A 23823-nucleotide genomic window follows, 5' to 3' on the forward strand; every position below is an offset into this window, starting at 1 on the left:
AGGCCATCGCCATGAGCGGCACGGCAGGTTGGAAGCAATAGAACAGAGCCGCAGACTTTAAGGAGTGCAGATGGCGGGAGCGAACAAGGGCAGCATGGGGTTCTGGAGCTGCACCGCGCTGGTGGTGGGCAACATGGTCGGCTCAGGGGTGTTTCTGCTGCCGTCGAGCCTCGCGGCGTATGGTGGGCTCAGCCTGTTCGGCTGGCTGGTGTCGACCACCGGGGCGGTGCTGCTGGCCTTCACCTTTGCCCGGCTGGCGCGCCTGAATCCCGGGGCCGGCGGTCCCTATGCCTATACCCGCGACGGCTTCGGCAGTTTCGCCGGCTACCTGTGCGCCTGGACCTACTGGAAGGCCGCCTGGATCGGCAACGCGGCCATCGCCGTGACACTGGTGGGCTACCTGCGGGTGTTCATCCCGGTGCTGGCCGACCCGCTGCTGATGGTCGCCACCGCCATTGGCGCCATCTGGCTGTGCACGCTGATCAACCTGCGCGGGATCACCGCGTTCGCGGTGGTGCAGAACCTGCTCACCGCGCTCAAGCTGATTCCGCTGCTGCTGGTGGGCATTCTCGGCTGGTTCCACTTCAATCCCGATTACCTGACCATTCCCGCGCCCAGCGAGCTGCCGAACATGGGCTACGCCCAGGCCATCGCCACCACGGCGGCGCTGACGCTCTGGTCGTTCATCGGCCTGGAGTCGGCCACCGTGCCGGCGGACGACGTGCGCGACCCGAAGAAGACCATTCCCCGCGCCACGCTGTTCGGCACGTTGGCGGCTGCGGCGGTGTACATCCTGTCGATCACCGCCGTACAGGGGCTGATGCCGCCGGAAGTGCTGGCCAAGTCCACCTCGCCGTTCGCCGATGCCGCGCGCATTCTGCTGGGCGACTGGGGTTACTACCTGGTGGCGGCGGGTGCGGTGATCGCCTGCCTTGGCGCGCTCAACGGCTGGGTGCTGCTGCAAGGGCAGATTCCGGTGGCGCCGGCCCGCGACGGCCTGTTCCCGGAGTCCCTCGGCAAGCTCAACAAGAATGGCGCTCCGGCCAACGGCCTGCTGGCCTCGGGCCTGCTGGTCACCGCGCTGGTGATGGTCGACGGTCACGGCGAGCTGGTGGAGGTGTTCAACGTCATCATCCTGCTCGGCACCATGACCGGCGTCGTGCCCTATGCCTTCTGCACCGCGGCGCTGCTGCAACTGCTGGCGGTGAAGCCGGAGTCCTTCTCGCCGCGCTCGCGTCCGCAGGTGCTGGCGATCGGTTGCCTGGGCTTCCTCTACTCGCTGTGGGCGCTGTACGGCACCGGCGAGCAGGCGATCTTCTGGGGCTTCCTGGTGTTCATGGCCGGTATCCCGATGTACACCTGGCGGCAGTACCGCAACCGCGCCCAGGGGTTGCCGCTGGCGGTTGGCGACTGAATAGTCGCCTCCGGCACGATCCCGTCAGATCAAGTACTTGATGGCGGTTTTGCAAGCCAACTCGAGCCCGATGCCGTGGCCTGTGTCACAGACCACGGCATCGACTTTTGGTCTTGCCTTGTTATAGTGACGCGATTTCCGACATCTGTTTCCGACACTTACAAGAACAGTTGGCCCGGGCTCTTGCGGCGGCCAGCCGCCCCGGACGTGAAGCAGGGCATCCCGAGGACATCCCGTGACCGAGTACAAAGCATTCCGCGTCGAACTGGCGGACAAGATCGCCCATGTGCAGATCAATCGTCCGGAAAAACTCAATGCCATGAACGCCGACTTCTGGAAGGAGATCATCGAAATCTTCCAGTGGGCGGACGACACCGATGAAGTTCGCGTGGTGGTCCTGAGCGGCGCCGGCAAGCACTTCTCCGCCGGCATCGACCTCGCCCTGCTTGCCCAGGCTGCCAGCCACCTGGGCAAGGACGTAGGCCGCAATGCCCGCGCATTGCGCAAGACCATCCTTCAGCTGCAAGGCTCGTTCACCGCCGTGGACAAGTGCAGCAAGCCGGTGCTCGCCGCGATCCAGGGCTACTGCATCGGCGGCGCCATCGACCTGATCTCGGCCTGCGACATGCGCTACTGCAGCAGCGATGCGCAGTTCTCCATCAAGGAAATCGACATGGGCATGGCCGCCGATGTCGGCACCTTGCAGCGCCTGCCGCGCCTGATCGGCGACGGCATTATGCGCGAGCTGGCCTACACCGGCCGCAACGCCGACGCTGAGGAAGCCCGGCAGATCGGCCTGGTCAACAAGGTCTACGCCGACCACTCCGCGCTGATGGACGGGGTGATGGAGATCGCCCGGCAGATCGCCGCCAAGTCGCCGATCGCCATTCGCGGCACCAAGGAAATGATCAGCTACGCCCGTGACCATAGCGTCGAGGACGGCCTGGAATACATCGCCACCTGGAACGCCGCCATGCTGCAGTCCGCCGACCTGCAGGCCGCCATGATGGCGCACATGAGCAAGAAGACCCCCGAGTTCGCCGATTGATGCCCATCCACTCTTCTTGCGCGCAGGAGGCGCACTAGGCCGATGGTTACCGGAGCCACGTCCCTCAGTCTGGTTCGCGACGAATTGTTCGCCACGATGGAGGAGGCCGAGCAGAATCTCGAGCACTTCATCGCCGAGCGTCAGAACGGCAACCTGCTGCAACACTCGGTCGAGTGTCTGAGCCAGATTCGCGGCACCCTCAATCTGATCGAACTGGCCGGCGCCGAGCTGCTGGCCCAGGAAGCGCTGAACCTCGCCCACGACATTCCCGCCGGGGTCGGCGAGGATCGTGACGGCCAGTTGGCGGCGCTGGGCAACGCGCTCTACGTGCTGCGCCGCTACCTGGAGAACCTCGAGGCGCACCGCCAGGAAATCCCCGAGCTGCTGCTGCCGGCGATCAACGACGTGCGCCAGGCCGCCGGCCAGCCGACCTTGCCGGAAAGCTTCTTCTTCAGTGCGCGACTGGACCTGCCGCGCCCGCTGCGCGCGGTGACCGTGCCGCAGGTGGAGGATTCGGAGCGCGAGGTTCGCCGGCTGCGGCAGATGTACCAGGTCGGCCTGCTCGGGCTGATCCGCGAACAGAATCTCTACCCCAGCCTGAAGCTGATGAGCCGCGCCCTGGCCAAGCTCGACCTGCTGCTGGGCAGTGCCTCGCGCACCCGCCTGTGCTGGGTTGGCGCCGGTGCGCTGGAGGCGCTGGTGGATGCGCAGATGCTGCCGCGCAAGACGCGCAAGCAGGTCTTCGCCCGCTTGGACCGCGAGCTAAAGCAACTGATCGGCAATCCGCAATACGAAACGCCGCGCCAGATGCTCAAGGAACTGCTCTATCTCACCGCACTGGCCGACACCCGCGGCCCGCGTGCCAGCGAGCTGCGCCAGGTATTCGGCCTGACGCCGCTGCCGTTCACCGATCATCTGCTCGAAGATGAGTCGCAGCGCCTGTCCGGTCCCGGCCAGTCGGTGATGCGTTCGCTGTCGGCGGCGATCCGCGAGGAACTCACCGCGGTCAAGGACCAGCTCGACCTGATCGAGCGCGGCGTGTCCCAGGCCGATGCGCTGGGCATCCTGCATACCCAGCTGGGCAAGCTGGCCAAGACCCTGGGCATGGTCGGCCTGAACTCGGCGTCCATCGCCCTGCAGCACCAGCACACGGTGGTGGCGGGGTGGGTGAGCAAGGCCGCGGCCGATGACGCGGGCGCCCTCAACGCGCTGGCCGACACCTTGCTCTATGTCGAGAGCATGGCGGGGAACCTGGAGCGCGGCGAGCGCCCGAGCGCGCGTGCGGTGCCGCTGGGCGAGGATGAGTCCTTTGCCGTACACCAGCTGGCCGAGGCCCGCATCGTGGTGATCGACGAGGCCCAGGCCGGCCTTGCCTTGGCCAAGCGGGCGATTACCGCCTACCTCGAATCCAATGGCGACAAGCTGCACCTGGCCAACGTGCCCGTCAGCCTGCAGGCGGTGCGCGGCGGGCTCTGGTTCCTCGGCCAGGAGCGCGCGGCGCTGCTGGTCGGCGCCTGTGCCGACTATATTCAACAGCAGATGATCGAGACGACGCAGATGCCGTCCGAACAGATGCTGGAAACCCTGGCCGACGCACTGACCGGCCTTGAGTATTACCTGGAGGGTGGGGCCATGATGCGGCCGGAAGGACAACCCGACGTGCTGGACGTTGCCAGCGAGAGCGTCAAGGCGCTCGGCCTGACGGTGGCCGCCTGATGCGTACCGGACGTTGGGAGTCGGCGCTGTTCGAGGCGACAGCGCAAGGTGGCTGGGCGGTTGCCCATTGCCAGCAGCAATTCCTCGGCGACAGCAATGGCGTGCTGTTCCCCCGTGACTGGCTGAAGCGTCAGGACCTGCCGGTGCTGTCTGAGCATGCCGTCGGCCACTTCGATGGCGAGCCGGTGTACGTGCTGGAAATCGACCGTCCCGACCCGCTGGAGGGCGCCAGCTGGATCGGCCTGCGCCAGTTCATGCTGGAAGGCGAGGAAGACATCTTCGCCATGCTCGGCTTCGCCAGCCAGATCGGTATCTGGTGGCGGCAGAATCGCTTCTGCGGCAGCTGCGGCCAGCCCAACCTGCGTATGCCCCGCGACCGTGCCATGCAGTGCGAGGCCTGCGGCATCCAGCGTTACCCGCTGCTGTCGCCGAGCATGATCGTGCTGGTGACCCGTGGCGATGAGCTGCTGCTGGCGCGTTCGCCGCGTTTCGTGCCCGGCGTGTACAGCACCCTGGCCGGCTTCGTCGAGCCCGGCGAGTCGGTCGAGCATTGCGTTGCCCGCGAGGTGCGCGAAGAGGTCGGGGTGGAGGTCACCAACATCCGCTACATCGGCAGCCAGCCCTGGCCGTTCCCTCATTCACTGATGTTCGGCTACCACGCCGAGTACGCCAGTGGCGAGATCGTCATGCAACCGGACGAGATCGAGGACGCGCGCTGGTTCCATATCGATGACCTGCCGCGTCTGCCGGCCGGGCGTTCCATCGCACGCTACCTGATCGAGCTGTACCTGGCGCGCCGCGCCGGTCGGCCCGATCCCGTCCTGCCCGGCGCCTGAGGTTTCAGGCGCCGCGTCACGCGGCGTTGAACCAGTGCTGCCAGGCCAGGCGCACGGTCAATGCCAACACCACCAGGATGAATACCGGGCGAATGAACCTGGCGCCGCCGCCAATCGCCGTGCGCGCGCCGAAGTAGGCGCCGATCATCAGGGCGCTGCCCATGCACAGGCCCATCACCCAGATCACCTGGCCGGAGGCGACGAACACCGCCAGGGCGAGGACGTTGCTGACGAAGTTCATGCTGCGCGCCACACCGCTGGCGCGCACCAGGTCCAGCGGGTACATCAGCAGGGTGCTGACGGTCCAGAAGGCGCCGGTGCCGGGACCGGCCACGCCGTCGTAGAAGCCCAGGCCCAGGCCTTGCGGCCACTGGCGGCCCTGGGCGATCTTCGGGTCGGCGTCCAGCGGCGCTTCCGGCGTCTTGCCGAACAGCAGGTACAGGCCGCAACCGAACACCACCACCGGCAGCATGCGGTTCAGCCATTCCGCCGGCATCAGGTGCGCGGCCCAGGCGCCCAGTGCGGCGCCGATGGCGGTGCCGATGATGCCGTTGCGCCATTGGCGCGGGTGGAACAGCTTGCGGCGGTAGAAGGTGTAGCTGGCGACGGCGGCGCCGAAGGTCGAACTCAGCTTGTTGGTGCCCAGCGCCAGGTGCGGTGGCACGCCGGCGGTGAGCAGGGCGGGGATGGTCAGCAGGCCACCACCGCCGGCGATGGCATCGATGAAGCCAGCGAGGAAGGCGACGCCGGCGAGGATGACGAGGGTGGTGGGGTCTACGACGAGTTCGAAGGGCATGGGATCGGCCTTGATCGGGGGGGCTCGTGGCGCCACTCCCTTGTGAGGAGTGGGGGCAGGGAAACGTTAACGGGCCCGAAAGCTGCGACGGTCTGGCTGGCCGCGCAGGTACGCGGTGCGCATAATGCCGGCAATTCCACGTGTAAGGAAATCATTCGATGCAGTACGACGGTCTGGCCTGGGTCATTGCCTTCGTGGCGCTGTTGGCCCTGCTGGTGGCGGCTCGCATTCTGTTCGACCGTCACTGGTTTCTCGGCTGGCTGCGCGGCATGGCGGGCCTTGCGTTCATTGCGCTCGCCGCACTGGTAGGGCTGGTGGCCTGGGACTTGCGCAGCTACGACCCGCTGCCGCCGGAGCGTCCGTTGGCCACCCTCGGCTTCAAGCAGTTGAGCCCGCAGCATTTCGAGGTGACGGTGCTGGAAGGCGCCCAGGAGCGCCGCGTGGAGCTGGCCGGCGATCTCTGGCAGCTGGATGCGCGCGTGCTGGAGTGGAAAGGGCTGGCGCGGCTGATCGGTCTGGCGCCGGGGTATCGCCTGCAGGACCTCAGCGGTCGCTTCCTGGCGGTCGAACAGCAGGCGCAGGGGCGCAAGGTATCGCTGGTAGCGGACGCGTTTGGCATCGATCTCTGGCGCTGGCTGCGCGACGGCCAGCATGACCTGCTGACGTTCGTGCCCAGGGCAGGGCGGGTGAACTACCTGCCGATGGCCGACCAGGCGGTGTTCGCGGTGCGCTACGGACCGGGCGGGCTGACCGCCGAGCCGATGAACCCGGCGGCGAACCAAGCGCTGAAGGATTGGCAGTGACTGCTTTTCTGTAGGAGCGAGCTTGCTCGCGAACCCGTTTCACACTGAAGCCCACAGGTGCGGTTCGCGAGCAAGCTCGCTCCTACAAAGAGCAAAAAAGGGAGCCGATCGGCTCCCTTTTTTCGTATCCGCGCTAACGCTTAAGCGAGGAAACCGCCGTCCACGTTCAGCGTCACACCAGTGGTGTAGCTGGACGCATCGCTGGCGAGGTACAGCACGGCGCCGGCCATTTCGCTCGGGTCGGCCACGCGCTTGAGCGGGATGCGCTGCAGGGCGACGTTGCGGATGGCATCGTTGCTCACCAGCGCCGAGGCGAACTTGGTGTCGGTCAGGCCCGGCAGCAGGGCGTTGCAGCGGATGCCGAACTGCGCGCACTCCTTGGCGAAGACCTTGGTCATGCTGATCACCGCGGCCTTGGTCACCGAATAGATGCCCTGGAATTCGCCCGGAGTGACGCCGTTGACGGAGGCGACGTTGATGATGCTGCCGCCACCATTGGCCTTCATCAGCTTGCCGCCTTCGATGGACATGAAGTAGTAGCCGCGGATGTTCACGTCGACGGTCTTCTGGAAGGCCGACAGGTCGGTGTCCAGCACGTTGCAGAACTGCGGGTTGGTGGCGGCGTTGTTGACCAGGATATCCAGGCGGCCGAACTGCTCGCGGATCTGCGCGAAGACGCTCTGGATCTGCTCCATCTCGCCGATGTGGCAGGCAATCGCGGTGGCCTTGCCGCCCGCGGCGATGATCTCGTCGGCCACGGCCTGGCAGCCATCGATCTTGCGGCTGGAGACGATCACGTGGGCACCCTGCTGGGCCAGCAGCTTGGCGATGGCCTCGCCGATGCCGCGGCTGGCGCCGGAAACGAAGGCGATCTTGCCGTCGAGGTCGAACAGTTGGGTCTTGGACATGGGGTTCTCCTTGTTCTATGGCGCCGTGTTACAGGCGGGACTTGCCGATGACCTGCAGGCTCACCTGCTCCAGCAGCTTGTTGGCGTGGATGAAGGTGGCGAAGCGCTTGTCCTGGGTCTGGCCGTGGAAGAAGCGGTAGTAGATCTGCTGCATGATGCCGGCCAGGCGGAACAGGCCGTAGGTGTAGTAGTAATCGAGGTTGTCGATCTGGATGCCGGCGCGCTCGGCGTAGTAGTCGGCGAACTGCTGGCGGGTCAGCATGCCCGGCTCGTGGCTGGGCTGGCGGCGCAGCATCTGCATCGGCTGCGGATCGTCGGCCTGGATCCAGTAGGCGAGGGTGTTGCCCAGGTCCATCAGCGGGTCGCCAAGGGTGGTCATTTCCCAGTCGAGCACGCCGATGATCTGCATCGGGTTGTTCGGGTCGAGGATGACGTTGTCGAAGCGGTAGTCGTTGTGCACGATGCCCGGCTTGTGGTGGTCGGCCGGCATCTTCTCGCGCAGCCACACCTTCACCTGTTCCCAGGCCGGCGCGTCTGGGGTCAGGGATTTCTCGTAGCGATCGATCCAGCCGCCGATCTGACGCTGCACATAGCCCTCGGGCTTGCCCAGGTCACCCAGGCCGCAGGCGTTGTAATCGACGTTGTGCAGGTCGACGAACTTGTCGATGAAGCTCTTGCACAGCGCGGTGGTCTTGTCGGAGTCGAAGTTCAGCTCCTTGGGCAGGTCGCTGCGCAGGATGATGCCGTTGACCCGCTCCATGACGTAGAACTCGGCGCCGATCACCGATTCGTCGGTGCAGTAGACGTACGCCTTGGGGCAGTAGGGGAAACCGTCCTTGAGCTGGTTGAGGATGCGGTACTCGCGGCCCATGTCGTGGGCCGACTTGGCCTTCTTGCCGAAGGGCGGACGACGCAGGACCAGTTCCTGGTTGTCGTACTGGATCAGGTAGGTCAGGTTCGACGCGCCGCCGGGGAACTGGCTGACACGCGGCGCGCCCTGCAGACCCGGAATGTGGTCCTTGAGGTAGCCGTCGATCACGGCGGCATCGAGTTCTTCGCCTTCGCGGGAGCGGATGGTCTGGTCGGTCAACGACATGCTGGTCCCTTCTTCTACTGGTCTTCCCCGCGGGGCCCAAGGCACCGCGCGAGGTGGCGCGCAAGCCGGCGTCATGTTCCATCTGGATCAGACAGAGCAATGATGGCGCCGGATGATCATTGGCTAATCTAATGTCCGCCTCTACCCGTCACAAGCGCCGGTAGCCGTTATTGGCGTTCGTGTTGCACCCCGATCAGGCTGCCTGATTCGCAGGCCGTAGTAGGGTGCGGGCATAAAAAAACCGGAGCCTTGGGCTCCGGTTTTTCATGCTGCGCAGGCAGGTTCTCGCGGATCAGACCGGGAACAGTTCGCCCAGCTTCATCGCCAGCATCATGTCGCCTTCGGCGCGCAGCTTGCCGGCCATGAAGGCCTGCATGCCGTCGGTTTCGCCGCTGGTGATGCCCTTGAGGGTTTCGCTGTCCATGATCAGGGTGACGTTGGGGTTCTCGGCATCGCCCTGTACCACTTCGCAGGTACCGTCCTTGACCACCAGGTAGTGGTTGTCACCGTCTTCGATGTTGAACTGGAACACCAGGTCCAGGCCGGCGGCCGCGCTGGCGTTGAACTTGCTCTTCATGGTGGAAACGATGTCAGCAACGCTCATGGTTCTATTCCTTTTCTAGGTTTTCTCGCGCGACGGTCGAGGTCGCAATGGGCCGGTACTCAGCGATAGGTGATGAGTTCCGGCGCCTTCAACAATTCCAGATGCACGTGACTGTTGAAGGAAGCCAGGGCCACTTCGCTGCCGCGGAACTTCAGGCGGTTGAGCGAAGTGTTGACGATCTGCCAGTTGAGTTCGAAGGCGTTCAGCGGCGGGATGCCGGTCACCAGTTGCAGTATCGCGGTGATGGTGCCGCCGGAGGTGAACACGCCGATGCTGTCCTTGCCGCTGGCCGATTCCAGCAGGCGCTTGAGGCCGCCATGCACGGTGTCGACGAATTCGGCCCAGCTCACCAGGCCTTCCTTGTCGTGCTCGCCGGAGAGCCAGCGGTTGATCACCAGGGAAAACAGGCGCTGGAATTCGGCGCGATGGTCGGCGGCGTTGCGCATGATGTGCAGCGCCTGCGGCTCGATTTCCAGCAAGTCCGGCAGGTGCGCGCGGATCACCGCGTCAGCTTCGAATTCGTTGAAGGCGGAGTCGATTTCCAGCGTGGGGATGGCGATGCCGGCATCGTTCAACCGACCCATCACCGCTTCGGCGGTATGGCGCTGGCGACGCAGGTCACCACTGACGCAGCGGTTGAAGTGCAGACCCAGGCTCGCCAGGTGCTCGCCGAGGACTTCGGCCTGGCGCACGCCGGTGGGCGATAGCACGTCGTAGTCGTCGGCGCCGAACGAAGCCTGGCCATGTCGAATCAGATAGATGCTTCCCACGCGCAGTATCTCGGCAGGGCTGAAAGTTCCGGCGAGGTTATGAGGATCACCTGGGGCTGTCAACGAAAAAACATACGCTTGTTTGAATGCCATTCGCTGGACTGATGCAGCGTCTTGCCAGCGCTGGTGGCGCGCCTGCGGCGTGGGTATGCTTGCGGGATTCACATCGCTCGTCCTGCGGGCGAGACCAGTTTCGTAAAAGGGGAAGTGAGTGGAGTTTCTAGCGGATTACGCGGGTTTCCTGGCCAAGACCTTCACCGTGGTGGTGGCCATCGTCATCGTCCTGGTGGTGATCGCCGCGCTGCGCGGCCGTGGCCGCCGTGGCAGTGGCGGACACCTGGAGGTGCACAAGCTCAACGACTTCTACAAGGAACTGCGCGAGCGCTTGCAGCATAGCGTGCTGGAGAAGGCCAAGCTGAAGTCCCTGCGCAAATCCGAGGCGAAATCGGCGAAGGAAGCGAAAAAGAAGAAGGGCGGCGAGAAGAGCCGCGTCTACGTGCTGGACTTCGACGGCGACATCAAGGCCTCGGCCACCGAGCACCTGCGCCATGAAGTGACCGCGCTGCTGACCCTGGCCACCCCGCGTGATGAAGTGGTGCTGCGCCTGGAAAGCGGCGGCGGCATGGTCCACGGCTACGGCCTGGCCGCCTCGCAACTGGCGCGCATCCGCCAGGCCGGCGTGCCGCTGACCGTCTGCGTCGACAAGGTCGCGGCCAGTGGCGGCTACATGATGGCCTGCATCGGCGAGCGCATCCTTTCCGCGCCCTTCGCCATCCTCGGCTCCATCGGCGTCGTGGCGCAATTGCCCAACGTGCACCGCCTGTTGAAGAAGCACGACGTCGATTTCGAGGTGCTCACCGCCGGCGAATACAAGCGCACCCTGACCGTGTTTGGCGAGAACACGGAAAAGGGCCGCGAGAAGTTCCAGGAAGACCTGGAAACCACCCACGAGCTGTTCAAGCGCTTCGTCGTCCACTACCGCCCGCAGCTGGCCATCGATGAGATCGCCACTGGCGAGGTCTGGCTGGGCCAGGCGGCGCTGGGCAAGAAACTGGTGGACGAGCTCAAGACCAGTGACGAATACCTGGCCGAACGCGCCCGCGACGCGGATGTCTATCAGCTCAGCTATGTGCAGAAGAAGTCCATCCAGGAACGCTTCGGTGTCGGCGTCAGCGGCGTGATCGACCGCGTGCTGGTGACCTGGTGGGACCGTCTGGGGCGCAGCCGTTTCTGGCAATGATTCCGCCTGGCGCGGGACTGCGCCGGGCATGATTTCGAAAGAGGAGGGTCGAGATGAGTGCATTCAAGGCGTTGTGGGTCACGGAAAGCGCACATGGTGTGTATGACCTGCAGGTGGCCGAGCGGCAGGTTTCCGATTTGCCGGCAGGTGAAGTGCTGGTGCGGGTGAAGTATTCCTCGCTGAACTACAAGGATGCGCTGTCCGCCAGCGGCAATCGTGGCGTCACCCGCAAGTACCCGCACACCCCCGGCATCGATGCTGCCGGCGTGGTGGAAGAGTCCTCGGTGGGCGAATTCGCCGTTGGCGACGAGGTGATCGTCACCGGCTACGACCTGGGCATGAACACGCCGGGCGGCTTCGGCCAGTACATCCGCGTGCCCGCCGCCTGGCTGATCAAGCGCCCACAGGGCCTGTCGCTGCGCGAAGCCATGATCCTCGGCACTGCCGGCCTGACCGCTGCGCTGTGCGTCGACAAGCTCGAACGTGCCGGTGTGACGCCGTCGTCCGGCCCCATCCTGGTCACTGGCGCCACCGGTGGCGTGGGCAGCATCGCGGTGATGTTGCTGGCGAAACTGGGCTACACCGTGGCCGCCGCCACCGGCAAGCTGGAACAGGCCGAACTGCTCAACCGCCTGGGCGCGCGGCAGATCCTCGACCGCGCCACCGTCTCCGATGGCGTCGACAAGCCGCTGCTGCGCGAACAGTGGGCTGGTGCGGTGGACACAGTGGGCGGCGACATCCTGTTCAACGTGGTCAAGTCGCTGCAGTACGGCGGCAGCGTCGCCTGCTGCGGTCTGACCGCCGGCGCCGCCTTCAAGGCCACCGTGCTGCCGTTCATCCTGCGCGGCGTGAACCTGCTGGGCGTGGACTCGGTTGAACTGCCACTGGTGGTCAAGGCTTCCATGTGGGACAAGCTGTCCCTGCAATGGAAGCTCGATAACCTCGAAGCGGCGGTCCGGGAGGTCAAGCTCGATGACCTGCCCGCTGCCATCCACCAGATTCTCGCCGGCAAGCTGGTTGGGCGGGTGCTGGTGAACCTCGACTGAGGCCCGCGCCGGGCCTGGGTGTCAGCCCAGGTCCGGCAGCAGGTAACCCGCCCACAGCGAATCGGCGAACTGGCTGCGGAAGAAGCCGAAGTGGCCGATGCGTTTCACGCCGATGTCCTGCGGGGCGATGCGTTTCACCGTCTTTGGCGCACCACGGTAGAAACCGTGCAGCGATTCGGTGTTGCGCCTGGACATCATCTCGTCGTCGGTGAAGGAAATCGAGGTGATCGGTGTACGCACCGAGGAATACGCCTCGCGTACCGCGCCACCTTCCGCGCCCACCGCATATTCCGGATTCAGGCACCAGCGCCGCCATTGCTCGATCACCCCGCGCGGCAGGTCGCCGACCACGCCCAGGCGTTTGCCCGGGAAGTAGCCCAGCAGTGGCGTGATCGTCGGCGCCAGCAGATACCAGAGCAGCCAGGCCTTGTGCCGCAATCCCTTGGTGTTCTCACGCCAGTAGCCGCTGCCGGTGGCGATGGTGAAGGCGCGGTGGATACGTTCGGTGCCGCGCACGAAGGGCAGGATCTGCCCGCCGAGGCTGTGGCCGATCCAGTACACGGGCAGGTTGCCGGCGGCCTCCACCACGGCGTCGAGCATGGCGCTGCAGTCGTGGTTGCCCCAGGCCAGCACGTCTACGTCCAGGTCGCGCAGGTGTCCAGCGCGGGACTTGCCCATGCCGACATAGTCAAAGGTCACGGTGAGGTAGCCGCGCTCGGCCAGCCAGTTGGCGAAAGCGGTGTAGAAGCGCTGCTCGACGCCCATGGCGGGGACGATCAGCACCGCGCCCCGGGCTTGGCCGGTCGGGTGGTACCAGTGGCTGGAAAGGTTGTGGCCGTTGCCATTATCCAGGGAACGCGGGAGCGGGGTGATCATGGTTCGGTCCTCAGGCCTGGCTGACGTACATGGTGATGTCGGCGCGGAAGACCTTCTTGTCGCCGACGTAGGCGAGCACCGGAACGATGATGTCACCTTCCTGGTTCCAGTCGACTGCGCGGCCGTCGGCCACGGCGCGAACGTCGCCGTCCGCCTTGGCCAGGTATTCCACGGTCATGCCGCGGGGAATCCAGCGCCGGCCCTTGGGGATCGACACGTCGGTCATGGTCCCGGCGGCCAGTTCAGCAGCGTTGCACAGGGCTATGGCGTGCACGGTGCCGATGTGGTTGAGCACTTCGCGGCGCTTGGGGAAGGTCACTTCCGCGTAGCCGGGGCGCAATTCGACGAACTGCGGGGCAATGCTGGCGAAGTAGGGGGCGACCTGGCCAATCATGGCGCTGAACTGCGCGGGGCCGGCCTGCTGGTACATTTGCATCATCTGACTCATGGCAACTCCGGGGCAAAGCGGATTGAAGATGGATGCGCGCCCAGGCAGTATACGAAGACTAGAAATTAATTCTAGAAAAATATTCTAGAATTCTGTTCGAGCGGTTTTTCTCCACAGGAACCCCATGGCCCGACCTTCCCGCAAAGATGAGATTCTCCAGGCTGCGCTGGCCTGCTTCAGCGAATTCGGCGTGGACGCCACCACCATCGAGATGATCCGCGATCGCTCCGGCGCCAGTATCGGCAGTCTCTACCACCATTACGGCAACAAGGAGCGGATCATCGGCGCGCTGTACCTCACGGGCGTTGGCCAATATGCGGCACTGCTCGACGCCGGATTGGAGGAGGGCATGAGCGCGGAGGCCTGCGTGAAGCTGTTCGTCACCTGCTACGTCGACTGGGTGGCGGCCAATCCGGACTGGGCGCGTTTCATCCTGCACAGCCGTGGCCGCGTTGAGGCGGGGGAGGTCGGCGAGGCGTTGCGTGAGGCCAACCGCCAGCAGGGCCGGCGCATTGCCGGAGTGCTCTCCGAACACCGCAAGGCCGGTGCCTTCAAGGAGCTTGCGCCGGAGCTGTTCAATTCGGTGGTGATCGGTCCGAGCCAGGACTACGCGCGCAACTGGCTGGCCGGGCGCACAAAGGTGGACCTGATCGAGTGCCGGGATCAGTTGGCGCAGATTGCCTGGGAGAGCGTGCGCGCTTAAGCGTGGCCTCCCTGTAGGAGCGAGCTTGCTCGCGAACAGATTTACCGGCGGCGCTGAAGCTGGGCGGGCTCGCGAGCAAGCTCGCTCCTACGAAGAGAAAAAGCCCCGCATTGCGGGGCTTTTTCATGTCAACCGGCTCAGGCGAGCTGGCGGCGACGGAACAGCGGTTGCGGCTGGGTCACCGAAGTCTGGTAGACCTCGGAGAAGTCCTCCAGGCTGGCCAGCGCGTCATGCGGATCGCGGTCGGCGCGGATGGCGTAGGCGTCGAAGCCGCAGCTCTGCATGAAGAACAGCTGGTCGCGCAGCACGTCGCCGATGGCGCGCACTTCGCCCTTGTAGCCGAAGCGCTCGCGCAGCAGGCGCGCGGTGCTGAAGCCGCGGCCGTCGGTGAAGGCGGGGAAGTTCACCGCGATCACCTGGAACTTGTCCAGGTCCTCGGCGATGGCTTCCGGCTCTTCGTCCGCGTCCAGCCACACGCCCAGGCCGCCGTCGCGGCCGCGCAGGGCCGGGCCGTGTTCCAGCCACAGGTTCAGCGGGATGATCACGTCGTCGCAGTTGGGCACGGTTTCCAGGGTCGCGTCCTTGGGCAGCAGGTGCCAGCGGTCGTCGACGACCTCGCGGTGCTTAATGATTCGCTGCATATACGCGCTCCTTGAAGGGGTCGATGCCGATGCGACGGTAGGTATCGAGGAAACGCTCCTCTTCGGTGCGCTGTTCCACGTAGACCTTGATGATCTTCTCGATCACGTCGGCCATCTGCTCCTGGGCGAAGGACGGGCCGAGGATCTGCGCAAGGCTCGCCTCACGGCTGGCACTGCCGCCGAGGGAGACCTGGTAGAACTCCTCGCCCTTCTTGTCCACGCCGAGGATGCCGATGTGGCCCACGTGGTGGTGGCCGCAGGCATTCATGCAGCCGGAGATGTTCAGGTCGATGTCGCCGATGTCGAACAGGTAGTCCAGGTCATCGAAGCGACGCTGGATGGCTTCGGCCACCGGGATCGACTTGGCGTTGGCCAGGGAGCAGAAGTCGCCGCCCGGGCAGCAGATGAGGTCGGTCAGCAGGCCCACGTTGGGGGTAGCGAAACCGTTCTCGCGCAGTTCGCCCCAGAGGGTGAACAGCTGCGCCTGCTCGACGTCGGCGAGGATGATGTTCTGGTTATGGCTGTTGCGCACTTCGCCGAAGCTGTAGCGGTCGGCGAGGTCGGCGACCACGTCCAGCTGCTTGTCGGTGATGTCGCCAGGCGCCACGCCGGTGGGTTTGAGCGACAGGGTCACGGCGACGTAGCCAGGCTTCTTGTGGGCGAAGGTGTTGCGCTGGCGCCAGCGGGCAAAGCCGGGGTGTTCGGCGTCCAGCTGGGCGAGGGCGGCGTCCTGGTCTTCCAGGGCCTGGTAGGCCGGATCGACGAAGTGGGCGGCCACGCGCTGCAGTTCGGCGTCGGTCAGGGTGCTCGGGCCGTCCTTCAGGTTCGCCCATTCGGCGTCGACCTTCTGGGCGAAGACTTCCGGCGTCAGTGCCTTGACCAGGATCTTGATGCGCGCCTTGTACTTGTTGTCCCGGCGGCCATAGCGGTTGTACACGCGCAGGATGGCGTCCAGGTAGGACAACAGGTGCTGCCAGGGCAGGAATTCGTTGATGAAGCTGCCAACGATCGGGGTACGGCCCAGGCCGCCGCCGACGGAGACACGGAAGCCCAGCTCGCCGGCTTCGTTCTTCACCGCTTCCAGGCCGATGTCGTGCACCTCGATGGCGGCGCGGTCGCTCACGGCGCCGTTGACGGCGATCTTGAACTTGCGCGGCAGGTGGGCGAATTCGGGGTGGAAGGTCGACCACTGGCGGATGATCTCGCACCAGGGGCGCGGGTCCACGAGTTCGTCACGGGCGACGCCGGCGAACTGGTCGGTGGTGGTGTTGCGGATGCAGTTGCCGCTGGTCTGGATCGCGTGCATCTGCACGGTGGCCAGCTCGGCGAGGATTTCCGGCACGTCTTCCAGTTCCGGCCAGTTGTACTGGACGTTCTGGCGGGTGCTGATGTGTGCGTAGCCCTTGTCGTAGTCGCGGGCGATCTGCGCCAGCTTGCGAACCTGCCGGGAGGACAGCAGGCCGTAGGGCACGGCCACTCGCAGCATGGGTGCATAGCGCTGGATGTACAGGCCATTCTGCAGACGCAGCGGGCGGAATTCCTCGCCGGTCAGTTCACCTGCCAGGTACCGGCGGGTCTGATCGCGAAACTGCTTGACGCGATCTTCTACGATCCTTTGATCGTATTCGTCATATACGTACATGAATCATCCTGCTGTCAGGCTATAGCGCTCAGGCGTACTGCGTATCCCAGCGCGCACGGCAACGCGCTCCACGCGGAGTGGGCGCACGATACCAGTTAGGGAATATGCGTAAAAGTGATGTTTGAGTATATGGCGAGAACTTTTGGATCTATGCCGCGCCGGGCCTGAAAGATAGGCGGACTGGTGCCTCGGGCAGGGAGCGGGGGGCCGTGATGCGCCGGTGTATTTCACCGGCGCAGCAAGCGTGGTTCAGGCCTCGCGGCCGTGGGCGGCGTCACGCAGTTGCGCAGTGTCGACCCGCACGAAGATCGAGTCGCCGACGCAGGTCAGCACGTCGCCGGCGTAGACCTCGCAGATGACCCGGCTCTTGCGTCCGACCTCGCCCTCGACGTGGGCCCTGAGCGTCAGCGGTACGCCCATGGGCGTCGGCTTGATGTACTTGATGCCCAGGTTCCCGGTGACGCAGTCGATGCGCGGCAGGCTGCCCGGCTCGCGGCCTTCGGCGCGGTAGTGGTAGGCCATGGCGGTCCAGTTGGAGTGGCAGTCCACCAGCATGGCGATCAGACCGCCGTAGACCAGCTCCGGCCAGCCGCAGTACTTGGCTTCGGGCAGGTGCTCGGCGACGACGTGGATACCGTCCTCGTGCCAGTGGCTCTTGATGTGCAGCCCGTGCGGGTTGCTGCCCCCGCAGCCGTAGCAGACGCCTTCCGGCGCAACGGTGTCTTGCAGTGAATCCAGGTGCATGGCCTTTCCTTTGTTTCTTTTCGCTTGTTCTTGTCGAAGCCGCAGCCTAACGGCTTTGGCGGCATCGCGGAAAGGGGCGGTCGCTTGAGGGGAGGGCGGAGCTGGTCTTAACTCTCGGGTGTGGTCCTTCAGCCAATAACGAGAACATGGGGGAAGCATGAGCGAAGAGTCGTCCAACAAGACCAGCGACAGCGTCGTCGATGCGCGTGCCGCGTTCGTCCTGATCCTGCTGGTGGTTGCCACGGCGGTGTACTGGGTCAGCCATCAGTGACAGCGGTGCCGGCGGGTCGCGCTGCGGCCCGCCTGGTGCCTTGCCTTTTTCAGCCTGCCTTCCTAGACCCCGGCGAAATGCAGCACCACCTGCACCAAGGCATAGAGCAGCAATACGAAGATCAGCGTGAACAGGATGCCCATGGCGATGAAGTGGCTGGGTTTGCCCTGGGTGAAATCGCGCGCGCGATTCTTCCCGCTCTGCACGCCGAAGGCGGCGGCCAGCACGCTGTGCAGCATCTGCCAGAAGCTTGGCGGCTTGTTCTGTTGATCGTCCATCGTTCGCACCTCCTATCTCAGAGCCTGGCTCCAGGAAACCTGCTCCTGGAAAAATAGCCGCTAGAGTTCGATCTGGGTCCATTCGCGCTTCTGCCACATCATCGCGAAGATCACCGAAGCCAGCCCGCGTTGGAGAATTTGCATGCTCCAGATCGCCAGCAGGCCGCCGCCGAGGACTGGGCCTACCAGATAGGCTAGCGGCAGGAAGAACAGCCACTGGTTGCCCAGGCTGACTGCCATCACCGTGCGGGTGGCGCCGGCGCCGAGCAGGGCCTGGGTGAGCACCAGCGCGGTGGCGTCGATCACCATGCCCAGCCCGGTCAGGGTCAGCGGCAGGCGGCCCAGCTCGATCAGCGCGGGGTCGCTGACGAACAGCCGCAGGATGGTTTCGGGGAACAGCCAGAATGGCGAGCCCAGCAGCGCCAAGCCGCAGGCGGCGACCTTCACCACGTCCCAGCCCCAGCGGTGGGCGCTGTCGAAGTCGCGTTCGCCCATGCTCTGGCTGACCAGGGTGGTGGCGGCCATGCCCAGCCCGATACCGGGGAGGATCAGGAACAGCGCCAGGTTGATCAGCACGTGGGCCACCGCCAGCTCGCGGGTGCCGACCTGGGCGATGATCCAGAACAGTAGGGTGATGCCGGCGGCAAAGAAGAACTGCTGCAGCGAGTTGGGCAGTGACAGACGTAGCATCACGCGGATGTCGCGCTCGCTCGGCAGACGTGGGCGGAAGCCTTGGGAGTGGGCGTCGCGCCAGGTGATCCAGGCGTAGATCGATGAGCCCAGGTAGAGCGCCAGGGTGGTGCCCAGCCCGCTACCCACGGCGCCCATGCGTGGCAGGCCGAACAGACCGTGGATCAGGCTGTAGCTGATCGCCGCGTTGGCCAGGTGCATCACCACCAGCGTGCGCATGTACATGCCTGAGCGGCGCGTGCCGTTCCAGTAGCCGCGGAAGGAGAAGTTCAGCCCCACCGCGAGCACCGACAGCGCGCGCCACTCGAAATAGGGGATGCCGACCGTCAGCACGTCGGGATCGTTGGACAGGGCGCGAACGATGGGCTCGGCGAACAGCAGGCAGATCAGGGTGATCGGCAGCGACAGCCCCAGCGCCACCAGCAGGCCGCAATTGAGTGGCGCCGCCTGCTCGTCGGTGCGACCTTCACCTCGGCGCCGCGCCACCAGCGCCTGCACGCCGGCGCCCAGGCCCATCACCAGGGAGATCGCGACGAAATTGGCGTAGCTACCGATGCCGACGCCGGCCAGGGACTTTTCGCCCAGATGACCGACCATCGCGGCATCCACCAGGTTGAGCAGGCTCTGGCTGAGCATTCCGCCGATGATCGGCAGGCCCAGACTGAGAATGTTCTGGAGGCGCTGGCGCTCTAGCATGGCGTCCTTGGAGGCAGTGAGCTTCCGGCCTGTTTTGGGAATCGAGTGCACCCGTGCCGGTAGGGTGTGCTGAGGGAAAGCCTAGCGTAACCCTCGTGGCCGTGCCTGTGCCGGACCACTTCTGACTCATGGATTTTCTTCATCCGTCAAGAAATCAAGTTAGAGATATTTCCGAAATTAGTGTGATGGGTGTCACGTTTTTTGGACTTGGCGATTGGGACATGCGTACTACGCTGAGAACCAATTGACCAGGGCAAACCTGTGCGAAAGCCAGGGACGCAAAGCCACCGATCTAAAGCTCGAAAGAGCCATGACCGCGGGGTTGCCAAGCTGGCCGGACGTTCGTCCGTGCCTTCTGCGAGCCGTGCGCTCGGCAAACTCCCCACGTCCCGGTGCCCTGTTCAGTGTTGTGCTGGGTTGATGGTGCTGTAGGCCTCAGGGAGTGCGCCGCCGATGAATCAGCCAATTCAATACACCTATGGGTTCGCCCGTATGGCATTGCGTGATCAGGTGGTCTTCAAGTCCATCGTCGGCCTGCTCAGCGGCCGCACGCTGGCAAGCTGGTTGCACGTCGAGGGCGGTCAGGCCGACCTGCTGATCGAGAGCGATGAGCGCGAGTCACGGGTCCAGTTTCGCACCGTCGTTGGCGAAGCGTTGTGGGTGCACTGGCCCCTGCGTGCCAGCGAGGTGTTCGAGTGCCTGGAGCGCGCCGCCCGTGCCATTGCACACCGGCCGGCGGAGGTCGGCGGCGAGGCCTTGCGACTCAAGCAATGGCCTGCCGCTGCGGTGCTCCAGAGCGATGTCCGTTATGTTCGCCTGGCGACCTTGCTGTGCGCGCGGAGCATGAACCTGGAGGAGCTGTGCGAGCGCTCCGGAGTCGCGAGAGGCGTGGCCGAAGTATTCATCCGCCTGATGGCCGAACAAGGGGTACTGTTGCGCAGCGAAAGCCCATCGCCGCCTGCCAGCAAGCCTGCTACCGCCCCCCTGGGGCTGCTGGCGCGGATTCGTCGGCACCTGGGTCTGGGTGGCTCCGGGGAGGCCGGCCGATGAAGGAGTACAAGATTCTCTTCACCGGCACCATGGGAGCCGGCAAGACCACCGCCATTGCTGCCATCAGCGACATCGAGCCGATCAGCACCGATGTGCAGAACAACGACCCGAGCCTGGACAAATCACACACCACGGTCGGCCTGGACTACGGCGAGGTGGCGCTGGGCCCGGACGAGCGCCTGCGTTTGTACGGCACGCCGGGCCAGGCACGCTTCGCCTTCATGTGGAGCATTCTTGCCCGTGGCGCGTTGGGGCTGGTGATCCTGATCGACAACTCTCGGCCCGATCCGCTGGGCGATTTGCGCGTCTATCTCAAAGGTTTCGCCGATTGTATCGGCACTACCGCCTGCGTGGTCGGAGTGGGCCGCCTGGTCGGGCATCCCAGTCCTGGGCTGGATGACTACGCAGCGCTCCTGGCGCAGGCTGGTCATCCCTGCCCAGTGGTGGAAGTGGACGTCCGCGAGGCGGGGCAGGTGCGCATGTTGCTCGATTTGCTGTTGCTGCAACTGGAATGCACGGTGGCCTGAGGGAGTGACCATGGAAAGCGTATTGATGAATTTGCCGGAGCAGTTGCGCCTGGATGCCGATCAGGCACTGGACGAGCTCACCGCCAGTCTGGGACGGCTGAATGCCGTGGTAATTGCCACCACGGATGGCTTCGAAGTGGCTTCCCGCGCCGCCAATGGGATGGAGGTCTCCAAGCTGGCGGCCATGGCCTGCTCGATCTCCGCCCTGGGGGCGATGGTCGGCCAGGAAAGCGAGGTGGGGCCGCACCAGAACGTGATCGTCGAGGCGAGCGAAGGCTACATCGTCATCGTCGACATTCCGCACCCGCGCTACCCGATGATCCTCAACCTGGTGGCTGACCGCGAAGAGATGCTCGGCCAGGTGCTCTACCAGGCCAAGCGCACGGCCATGCGGCTTTCGGACCTCTCATTGGCGAGTTGATACGAACCGCCTTTCGGCATGCGCGGCCGAGGGGCTCTACAACATGACGCGCACTCAAGGAGCAATCACTATGGCTGCACTGCAACAATCATTGGACGAACTGCTGAATCTCGATGGGGCCCTGGCTTCGGCGGTGGTGGACGCCAAGAGTGGCATGCTGCTGGGGCAGGCGGGCAGCGGGGTGGACCTGGAACTGGCGGCGGCGGGCAATACCGAGGTGGTGCGCGCCAAGCTCAAGACCATGAAGTCTTTGGCGCTCAATGACGTGATCGAGGACATCCTGATCACCCTTGGCAAGCAGTACCACATCATCCGCCCGATGGTGAAACACGAGGGCGTGTTCATGTACTACGTGCTGGACAAGGTGAAGGCCAACCTGGCGCTGGCGCGGCGCAAGCTGCAGGAAGTCGAGGGGCAGGTGGTGATCTGAGGGATCAAGGTGGGCGCGGGTGGGCTGGGGAGGCCCGCCCGCGCCATCCCTGGCGCGACGCTTACTCGAACAGTCCGTGCCAACAGTCGCTCAGTTCGCCCAGTTCGAAGGACTTGGCCCAGGACTGCTTTTCCAGCCACAGGCGGGTGGTTTCGCGGTCGGCTTCGGTCAGGCTGCCGACAGCGTTCAGGCACAGGTAGCCGGTGAACTCGCCCTCTTCAGTGGCGCCACCGACGAAGACCCAGCCCTCGGACTCAACGAAGGAGATCCACTGGTCGAGCACATCATCCAGGTCGCCGCTGTAGTTCACTTCAAGGCTGAAACCGAACTCCTGGAACTCGCCCAGACGCAGCTTCTTCTGCAGGCGGCGCTTGCGCGGTTTGGCCATTTGTTCGGGGGTGAGGTATTTCATCTGTCTTTCTCTCGTCAGGGGCGGCTCGGCGGTTGGCCGGGCCTCGATCCGTGGTGTCCTGGGGCGCGAGTCCGGGGCATTGTCAGTGCACCTTGCGCTTGTACGTCAGCAAGGACGCCGGCAACGCCGGGTGATGCACGTCCAGGGTGGCGGGATTATCCCGTATCCGGGCGATTCGTGCAGCGTAGCTTGTCCACCGCTAACCCTGGCTTGTAGGACGGTATGCCGCCGCGGGAAGTCGTCGCCGAAATCAGAGAGGGCTGTTCTGCCATGAACGGGCATTCAGAGATCAGAGATGCCTCTTCCCTGTGGTAAAGCAGCGAGGATCACAGATAGAACAGGGTCAACTGCGCGATGCCCCTGACCAGGCCGCCAGTGACTTGTTCGGCCGTGCCGGTGCGGTAGTAGGAAACGTTCATTTTGATGGGAAGTGTCTGGTTTCCCGCGCTCGGGTCATAGTTCTGCACCACGTAACTGGAGTCGCCGAAGCGGATTGGCGAGGTATTGGACTCGTCGGTGATGCGCAACCCAACGCCCTGGGCCATGTCGGCGCCTGAGGCGTTCTGGAAGGTGCCGTTGGTGGCGCTGATGATGCTGCCGATCGGGTCGAGTTGATACTGGATGGTATTCATCCCGGCCGGGCAGTTCCGCAAGGTGAACTGGAAGGGTTTGGTCTTGAGGGTGATGGCCGAGGCGAATGCGCCCTTGTGCACGTCGTCCAGCATGACGTCCCCTCCTTCGGCGGTGCAGGCCAGCGTCTGGAAGTTCACGGGATTGATGATGTAGCTCTTGCTGCCGACCGCGGTGGAATAAACCCTATTGGTTCCCTGTGCCGTGTAAGTGAGAGTCAGGAGGGGAGTATTACCGGCAGCGATTTTTCCCGTCTTGATCAGTCGGAACTGTAATTGAGCACCGAAATTGTAAGTGCTGCCCTCAGGCGATAGATCTCCGCAGTACCGATCACTGTATGAAACGGTACCTGAGCCGGTGGCATATGGGTTCCAACCATTGATGAATCCATTCTTGTCGCAGTTATTACCTGCCGAATAAATGCGGAATCCATAAATGACTCCAACGCCGTCCAAGCCAGTCTTGAAGACCTTGTAGGTAATGCCACCTTCCGAATAAGTACCCGCTTGTTCTTGAGTTGGGAACTTAATTCCGATCCCTCCTCCATCCTCACTGTTGCTTATAGTGCAGGTGTAGATATTCGTTTGGGCTTGCCCGATCACCCAACTGGTCAAGGGAACAGGCGTGGCATTGTCACGGGGCACGGAAATGGGGCCCGGAAAGGTAAAACTCTCGGAAGCAGGACCATTGAAGGTGCAGGTCACTGCAGCGTGGGATTCGAGGCTCCAGCTACCTGACAATGCCACGAGCATAGTGCCGATCGCGGCGACCCGGACGCTACGAATTGCTCTGCGGCCTTTGATGTTCCTTGTTGTCATGATGGTGCTCCTTAAGGGTAAACAGCGTGACGGCCGATGCGCATGAACTTGGCTGGGCTGATGCCGCCTCGACTGATGCAGGCTTGGGAAACTCGGTAGCGTGGGAAGAACGCCGAGGTGAATAGGCCTCAAGAGTTTGACCGGCTTGTCCGTGTCGGGTCTGTCCGAGAAAAAATCCTGCCTATTAGGAAATTTCTTGTTCCCGCGGAGATAGGGGAATGGACATGGGCGCATGTCGTGGAACCGGCTGTAGTCCTGTTCGTTGGCCT

General features: G+C 64.3%; 26 protein-coding genes and 1 riboswitch. Of the genes, 12 read left to right on the forward strand and 14 right to left on the reverse strand.

Going from position 1 to position 23823, the window contains the following annotated elements:
- Positions 1-70 precede the first annotated feature (70 nt).
- The 4 genes from SD196_RS11015 to nudC all read left to right on the forward strand — a co-directional run bounded on the left by SD196_RS11015 (position 71) and on the right by nudC (position 5014).
- Positions 71-1414, forward strand: coding sequence for an amino acid permease (locus SD196_RS11015; protein WP_275607600.1), 1344 nt, complete (start codon positions 71-73; stop codon positions 1412-1414).
- Positions 1415-1649: 235 nt separating this feature from the next.
- Positions 1650-2462 (forward strand): crotonase/enoyl-CoA hydratase family protein, encoded by an 813-nt coding sequence (locus SD196_RS11020; protein ID WP_331314176.1) that lies wholly within the window; start codon positions 1650-1652, stop codon positions 2460-2462.
- A 42-nt stretch (positions 2463-2504) separates the two neighbouring features.
- On the forward strand, positions 2505-4178 hold the full coding sequence (locus SD196_RS11025) for a ferrous iron transporter B (RefSeq protein ID WP_275607598.1): 1674 nt from the start codon (positions 2505-2507) through the stop codon (positions 4176-4178).
- A complete protein-coding gene (gene nudC, locus SD196_RS11030; RefSeq protein ID WP_416311445.1) occupies positions 4178-5014 on the forward strand; it encodes an NAD(+) diphosphatase in 837 nt (278 codons plus the stop codon). The genes SD196_RS11025 and nudC overlap by 1 nt, the downstream gene beginning before the upstream one ends.
- 16 nt (positions 5015-5030) lie before the next feature.
- Here nudC and SD196_RS11035 read toward each other — a convergent pair whose 3' ends face one another.
- Complete coding sequence (locus SD196_RS11035) at positions 5031-5810, reverse strand: TSUP family transporter (protein ID WP_275607596.1); 780 nt, start codon at positions 5808-5810, stop codon at positions 5031-5033.
- Between the two features lie 158 nt (positions 5811-5968).
- On the opposite strand from SD196_RS11035, the gene SD196_RS11040 reads away from it, so the two are divergent.
- A complete protein-coding gene (locus SD196_RS11040) occupies positions 5969-6613 on the forward strand; it encodes a hypothetical protein (protein ID WP_275607595.1) in 645 nt (214 codons plus the stop codon).
- 140 nt (positions 6614-6753) lie between these two features.
- On the opposite strand, the gene SD196_RS11045 is transcribed toward SD196_RS11040, so the two are convergent.
- From SD196_RS11045 to SD196_RS11060, 4 genes are all read right to left on the reverse strand, one after another.
- The gene (locus tag SD196_RS11045; RefSeq protein WP_207885675.1) at positions 6754-7521 is read right to left on the reverse strand and encodes an SDR family oxidoreductase; all 768 of its coding nucleotides are present in this window, start codon (positions 7519-7521) and stop codon (positions 6754-6756) included.
- A gap of 28 nt (positions 7522-7549) precedes the next feature.
- Complete coding sequence (locus SD196_RS11050) at positions 7550-8617, reverse strand: phosphotransferase family protein (protein ID WP_416311446.1); 1068 nt, start codon at positions 8615-8617, stop codon at positions 7550-7552.
- A gap of 292 nt (positions 8618-8909) precedes the next feature.
- Positions 8910-9221, reverse strand: coding sequence for an SCP2 sterol-binding domain-containing protein (locus tag SD196_RS11055; RefSeq protein WP_152222698.1), 312 nt, complete (start codon positions 9219-9221; stop codon positions 8910-8912).
- Positions 9222-9280: 59 nt separating this feature from the next.
- The gene (locus SD196_RS11060) at positions 9281-9991 is read right to left on the reverse strand and encodes a histidine phosphatase family protein (RefSeq protein WP_275607593.1); all 711 of its coding nucleotides are present in this window, start codon (positions 9989-9991) and stop codon (positions 9281-9283) included.
- A gap of 211 nt (positions 9992-10202) precedes the next feature.
- Between SD196_RS11060 and sohB the strand changes: the two genes are divergently transcribed.
- Together sohB and SD196_RS11070 are read left to right on the forward strand one after the other, a co-directional pair.
- Positions 10203-11231 (forward strand): protease SohB, encoded by a 1029-nt coding sequence (gene sohB, locus SD196_RS11065; protein ID WP_275607592.1) that lies wholly within the window; start codon positions 10203-10205, stop codon positions 11229-11231.
- 53 nt (positions 11232-11284) lie between these two features.
- Entirely contained in the window at positions 11285-12277 is a 993-nt protein-coding gene (locus SD196_RS11070) for a YhdH/YhfP family quinone oxidoreductase (protein ID WP_275607591.1), read from the forward strand.
- A gap of 21 nt (positions 12278-12298) precedes the next feature.
- Here the strand turns inward: SD196_RS11070 and SD196_RS11075 are convergent, their stop codons facing one another.
- Both SD196_RS11075 and SD196_RS11080 read right to left on the reverse strand, forming a co-directional pair.
- Positions 12299-13153: an alpha/beta fold hydrolase gene (locus SD196_RS11075; protein ID WP_416311447.1), complete on the reverse strand. Its 855-nt coding sequence runs from the start codon at positions 13151-13153 to the stop codon at positions 12299-12301.
- Between the two features lie 10 nt (positions 13154-13163).
- Positions 13164-13601, reverse strand: a complete 438-nt coding sequence (locus tag SD196_RS11080; protein WP_275607589.1) for a hotdog fold domain-containing protein — start codon at positions 13599-13601, stop codon at positions 13164-13166.
- Positions 13602-13725: 124 nt separating this feature from the next.
- Here SD196_RS11080 and SD196_RS11085 point away from each other — a divergent pair, with 124 nt between their 5' ends.
- Positions 13726-14304 carry a TetR/AcrR family transcriptional regulator gene (locus tag SD196_RS11085; protein ID WP_275607588.1) on the forward strand — a complete coding sequence of 193 codons (579 nt, stop codon included), beginning with the start codon at positions 13726-13728 and terminating at the stop codon, positions 14302-14304.
- Between the two features lie 137 nt (positions 14305-14441).
- Here the strand turns inward: SD196_RS11085 and SD196_RS11090 are convergent, their stop codons facing one another.
- From SD196_RS11090 to SD196_RS11110, 5 genes are all read right to left on the reverse strand, one after another.
- Positions 14442-14945 carry a DUF934 domain-containing protein gene (locus SD196_RS11090; protein ID WP_275607587.1) on the reverse strand — a complete coding sequence of 168 codons (504 nt, stop codon included), beginning with the start codon at positions 14943-14945 and terminating at the stop codon, positions 14442-14444.
- Complete coding sequence (locus tag SD196_RS11095; RefSeq protein WP_275607586.1) at positions 14929-16587, reverse strand: nitrite/sulfite reductase; 1659 nt, start codon at positions 16585-16587, stop codon at positions 14929-14931. Before SD196_RS11095 ends, SD196_RS11090 begins: the two co-directional genes overlap by 17 nt.
- Positions 16588-16836: 249 nt before the next feature.
- The gene (locus SD196_RS11100; RefSeq protein ID WP_275607585.1) at positions 16837-17331 is read right to left on the reverse strand and encodes a PaaI family thioesterase; all 495 of its coding nucleotides are present in this window, start codon (positions 17329-17331) and stop codon (positions 16837-16839) included.
- 333 nt (positions 17332-17664) lie between these two features.
- On the reverse strand, positions 17665-17880 hold the full coding sequence (locus SD196_RS11105; protein WP_275607584.1) for a DUF2970 domain-containing protein: 216 nt from the start codon (positions 17878-17880) through the stop codon (positions 17665-17667).
- 60 nt (positions 17881-17940) lie between these two features.
- Positions 17941-19266, reverse strand: coding sequence for an MATE family efflux transporter (locus tag SD196_RS11110; RefSeq protein WP_416311448.1), 1326 nt, complete (start codon positions 19264-19266; stop codon positions 17941-17943).
- A gap of 242 nt (positions 19267-19508) precedes the next feature.
- Positions 19509-19596, forward strand: a riboswitch (cyclic di-GMP riboswitch).
- Between the two features lie 123 nt (positions 19597-19719).
- On the opposite strand from SD196_RS11110, the gene SD196_RS11115 reads away from it, so the two are divergent.
- The 4 genes from SD196_RS11115 (at position 19720) to SD196_RS11130 (ending at position 21694) form a co-directional block, all read left to right on the forward strand.
- Positions 19720-20316 (forward strand): hypothetical protein, encoded by a 597-nt coding sequence (locus SD196_RS11115; protein ID WP_416311449.1) that lies wholly within the window; start codon positions 19720-19722, stop codon positions 20314-20316.
- A complete protein-coding gene (locus SD196_RS11120; RefSeq protein ID WP_275607581.1) occupies positions 20313-20843 on the forward strand; it encodes a GTP-binding protein in 531 nt (176 codons plus the stop codon). Before SD196_RS11115 ends, SD196_RS11120 begins: the two co-directional genes overlap by 4 nt.
- A gap of 10 nt (positions 20844-20853) precedes the next feature.
- A complete protein-coding gene (locus SD196_RS11125) occupies positions 20854-21264 on the forward strand; it encodes a roadblock/LC7 domain-containing protein (RefSeq protein ID WP_331314202.1) in 411 nt (136 codons plus the stop codon).
- Between the two features lie 70 nt (positions 21265-21334).
- On the forward strand, positions 21335-21694 hold the full coding sequence (locus SD196_RS11130; protein ID WP_275607579.1) for a hypothetical protein: 360 nt from the start codon (positions 21335-21337) through the stop codon (positions 21692-21694).
- A gap of 61 nt (positions 21695-21755) precedes the next feature.
- Here the strand turns inward: SD196_RS11130 and SD196_RS11135 are convergent, their stop codons facing one another.
- Positions 21756-22106 (reverse strand): YggL family protein, encoded by a 351-nt coding sequence (locus SD196_RS11135; protein WP_275607578.1) that lies wholly within the window; start codon positions 22104-22106, stop codon positions 21756-21758.
- A 326-nt stretch (positions 22107-22432) separates the two neighbouring features.
- A complete protein-coding gene (locus SD196_RS11140) occupies positions 22433-23554 on the reverse strand; it encodes a fimbrial protein (RefSeq protein WP_331314206.1) in 1122 nt (373 codons plus the stop codon).
- Positions 23555-23823 lie beyond the last annotated feature (269 nt).

Source organism: Pseudomonas macauensis (assembly GCF_047902425.1).
Taxonomy (GTDB): Bacteria; Pseudomonadota; Gammaproteobacteria; order Pseudomonadales; family Pseudomonadaceae; genus Pseudomonas.

Excerpts from the sequence above, each read along its gene's own strand:
- SD196_RS11015 (WP_275607600.1), top strand. The coding sequence starts at position 71 with ATGGCGGGAGCGAACAAGGGCAGCATGGGGTTCTGGAGCTGCACCGCG.
- SD196_RS11025 (WP_275607598.1), top strand. The coding sequence starts at position 2,505 with ATGGTTACCGGAGCCACGTCCCTCAGTCTGGTTCGCGACGAATTGTTC.
- nudC (WP_416311445.1), top strand. The coding sequence starts at position 4,178 with ATGCGTACCGGACGTTGGGAGTCGGCGCTGTTCGAGGCGACAGCGCAA.
- SD196_RS11035 (WP_275607596.1), bottom strand. The coding sequence starts at position 5,810 with ATGCCCTTCGAACTCGTCGTAGACCCCACCACCCTCGTCATCCTCGCC.
- SD196_RS11040 (WP_275607595.1), top strand. The coding sequence starts at position 5,969 with ATGCAGTACGACGGTCTGGCCTGGGTCATTGCCTTCGTGGCGCTGTTG.
- SD196_RS11045 (WP_207885675.1), bottom strand. The coding sequence starts at position 7,521 with ATGTCCAAGACCCAACTGTTCGACCTCGACGGCAAGATCGCCTTCGTT.
- SD196_RS11050 (WP_416311446.1), bottom strand. The coding sequence starts at position 8,617 with ATGTCGTTGACCGACCAGACCATCCGCTCCCGCGAAGGCGAAGAACTC.
- SD196_RS11055 (WP_152222698.1), bottom strand. The coding sequence starts at position 9,221 with ATGAGCGTTGCTGACATCGTTTCCACCATGAAGAGCAAGTTCAACGCC.
- SD196_RS11070 (WP_275607591.1), top strand. The coding sequence starts at position 11,285 with ATGAGTGCATTCAAGGCGTTGTGGGTCACGGAAAGCGCACATGGTGTG.
- SD196_RS11075 (WP_416311447.1), bottom strand. The coding sequence starts at position 13,153 with ATGATCACCCCGCTCCCGCGTTCCCTGGATAATGGCAACGGCCACAAC.
- SD196_RS11080 (WP_275607589.1), bottom strand. The coding sequence starts at position 13,601 with ATGAGTCAGATGATGCAAATGTACCAGCAGGCCGGCCCCGCGCAGTTC.
- SD196_RS11085 (WP_275607588.1), top strand. The coding sequence starts at position 13,726 with ATGGCCCGACCTTCCCGCAAAGATGAGATTCTCCAGGCTGCGCTGGCC.
- SD196_RS11090 (WP_275607587.1), bottom strand. The coding sequence starts at position 14,945 with ATGCAGCGAATCATTAAGCACCGCGAGGTCGTCGACGACCGCTGGCAC.
- SD196_RS11095 (WP_275607586.1), bottom strand. The coding sequence starts at position 16,587 with ATGTACGTATATGACGAATACGATCAAAGGATCGTAGAAGATCGCGTC.
- SD196_RS11100 (WP_275607585.1), bottom strand. The coding sequence starts at position 17,331 with ATGCACCTGGATTCACTGCAAGACACCGTTGCGCCGGAAGGCGTCTGC.
- SD196_RS11105 (WP_275607584.1), bottom strand. The coding sequence starts at position 17,880 with ATGGACGATCAACAGAACAAGCCGCCAAGCTTCTGGCAGATGCTGCAC.
- SD196_RS11110 (WP_416311448.1), bottom strand. The coding sequence starts at position 19,266 with ATGCTAGAGCGCCAGCGCCTCCAGAACATTCTCAGTCTGGGCCTGCCG.
- SD196_RS11115 (WP_416311449.1), top strand. The coding sequence starts at position 19,720 with ATGAATCAGCCAATTCAATACACCTATGGGTTCGCCCGTATGGCATTG.
- SD196_RS11120 (WP_275607581.1), top strand. The coding sequence starts at position 20,313 with ATGAAGGAGTACAAGATTCTCTTCACCGGCACCATGGGAGCCGGCAAG.
- SD196_RS11125 (WP_331314202.1), top strand. The coding sequence starts at position 20,854 with ATGGAAAGCGTATTGATGAATTTGCCGGAGCAGTTGCGCCTGGATGCC.
- SD196_RS11130 (WP_275607579.1), top strand. The coding sequence starts at position 21,335 with ATGGCTGCACTGCAACAATCATTGGACGAACTGCTGAATCTCGATGGG.
- SD196_RS11135 (WP_275607578.1), bottom strand. The coding sequence starts at position 22,106 with ATGAAATACCTCACCCCCGAACAAATGGCCAAACCGCGCAAGCGCCGC.
- SD196_RS11140 (WP_331314206.1), bottom strand. The coding sequence starts at position 23,554 with ATGACAACAAGGAACATCAAAGGCCGCAGAGCAATTCGTAGCGTCCGG.